At 63.1% G+C, this 2,328-nt stretch carries 1 protein-coding gene; it reads right to left on the minus strand.

The features are described 5' to 3' along the window. Positions 1-197 precede the first annotated feature (197 nt). Positions 198-2,117 carry a tyrosine-protein phosphatase gene (locus QMX91_RS30735; protein ID WP_282413869.1) on the minus strand — a complete coding sequence of 640 codons (1,920 nt, stop codon included), beginning with the start codon at positions 2,115-2,117 and terminating at the stop codon, positions 198-200. Between the last annotated feature and the right edge of the window lie 211 nt (positions 2,118-2,328).

Genomic DNA, 2,328 nt, shown 5'->3' on the forward strand with positions numbered 1-2,328 from the left:
TCTGAATGGGGGAGCGGGCTTGCTCGCGAATGCTGTGGGTCAGGCGAGGTGATGGTGACTGACACGGCCTCTTCGCGAGCAAGCCCGCTCCCACAAGTTTTTGCGGTGACTCAGGGTTGGCCGTTCCCTGCTCCACCATATTTTGCTGGTGCTTTGTGAATGGTGGTCGTCCTTGACCTTGCGCGGTTGTCCCTGCTTTAGAACGCGTAACTGGCCTTCAGGCTGCCACTGAAACCGTGGCTGTCACCACCACCGCTGGCACCGACTTCTGCGCCGACGCTGACCGCGCCGAGGCTGGCCATCAGGTTGACGCCGCCGCTGAACTGGTCGCGGTTGTCGAAGGCGGCGCGTTGTTCGATGTCGAGGCCCAGAAGGTGGCCCTGGCTGTTGACGTCGTTGTTGCCCAGGGTGCGTTCGTAGCCGACTTGTACGCCCGGCACCAGTTGCCATGCGCCCATCGCCACCGGGGCAAATGCCACGTTGAGGTTGGCGACGGCACTGCGGCGGGTGGCGGTGTTGTCGTCGATGTCGAGTGCCAGTTCGCTGCCGTTCTCTTGGAAGCCTTTGAGGTCGAGGTGGCTGACGCGCAAGCCGAGGCTCGGTTCGAGGATCATGCCGTTGACCGGTGCGCGGTAACCCAGCGCCAACGTCGCGCCGGAGAGGTTGCCGTGAGTGTCGCCCTTGGCCGCGCCGAGGCCGCCACCGAGTTCGCGTTTGCTGTCGTAATCGACGTAGCCGGCGCTGGCGTTGGCGTCGACGAACAGGCCACGTTCCAGGCTAGTGAAGCCGTAGCGCGCGCCGAGGTTGAAGAAGGTGAAATCGGTATCGGCCTCGCCGCCCGCGCCGCCGACGGTGCCTTTGCTGTAGCCGAAGCCGCCGCGTGCGCTGAGTTGTTCGGAGAAGCGCTGGGTGATACTAACCATCAGGCCCTGGCTGTGTTCGTTGCTGCTTTCGGCGTGGGACGAGCCGTCGGTGCCGAGGTAACCGGCGAGCGCGGTGGTCCACAAACGGTATTGGCCGACTTTCAGATCGGTGCCGCTGGCGTAGGGTGCGGCGGCTTGTTCGATCAGCGCGTTCTGCCGCAGCAAGTAACTGGCGGCGTCGGCGTGAACTTGACCGCCAACCTGGGATTCGACACCGCCGAGGGTGCCGGCGTCGATGGCCGATTGCAGGTAGTAGTTGTAGGCGCTGTAGGTGCCGGACAGGTTGGTGTTCTGCAACTCGCGGAGCAATTGGGCACCGGCAGCGGCGTTGCCGATCAACCCCGCCTGACCCGGCAGGCTGTTGTACTCGACCAGTTTGCCGCGCAACACGTAGATGGTTTCCTGCGACAGGCCGAGGCCTTGTTTGAGGTAGTTGTCCATGCTGCCGTATTCGGCGGTGACCTCATCCAGACCGGCCTGGAGGTAACTGGCCTGCACGCCGAGCAGCGGCGCGTACACCGAAGCCATGCTTGGCGGCATTGCTTTAAGAGTCGCGGCGACGCGGGCGGCGGTGTAGTCGTTGGTCGCCAGGTAGTTGGCCATGATGGTCGCGTTATCGACCCCGGCGATGCTCTGCAGCACGGCGGCGGTCCAGCCGGTGCGGTCCTTGCCGGCGGTGCAATGGAACAATTGTGCGCCGTCGGTGGTAGCCAGTTCGTTGAACAGCTTGCCGAACTGACCGCGCATCCCGGCGTCGCTGACGAAGGCGCGGTTGGTCTGCTCCATCATGGCGATGGCGTCGGCGGCGCTTTTGAACGACACGGTGGTGATGTTCGCGCCCGAGGTAGTGCTGCCGATAATGTCGATGTTCTGGTAGGTCGCACCGCTCAGCATCGTATCCGGCGTGCCGGCGATTTCGCTCGGCGTGCGCAGGTCGTAGACGGCTTTGATGCCGAGGCTGTTGAGGGTCGCCAGATCCGCTGCCGACGGCGTGATCGCGTTGGAGCGGTAAAACACGCCGCTACGCATGGTGCCGTCGTGGGCGGTGGAATACGCAGTAGTCAGGCCGGCGACATCACGGAAGTTGTCGATGCTTTGCAGGCGCGGCGTGTCGAGCACCACAGGCTCGGCGGCGTGGGCAGCGGCGATGGACAGGCTCAGAACGGACAGCGAACACACAAGACGTTGAAACACAGTGCAGCCTCATTGGAATTAGCGTTGGGCTGGCTACTATCTGCAATCAACTGATACCGAATATGACAGAACGACTGCGCAAGGAAATGGCTGCGCGATCGGGCCGTGGGCTGCGTTTTTTGTCCGTATCTGCCAGAGAGCCACTGTAGGAGTGAGCCTGCTCGCGATAGCGGTGTGTCACAACGCAAATGTCAGCGATATACCGCTATCG

It is taken from the genome of Pseudomonas sp. PS01299 (assembly GCF_029960145.1).
Taxonomy (GTDB): domain Bacteria; phylum Pseudomonadota; class Gammaproteobacteria; order Pseudomonadales; family Pseudomonadaceae; genus Aquipseudomonas; species Aquipseudomonas putida_A.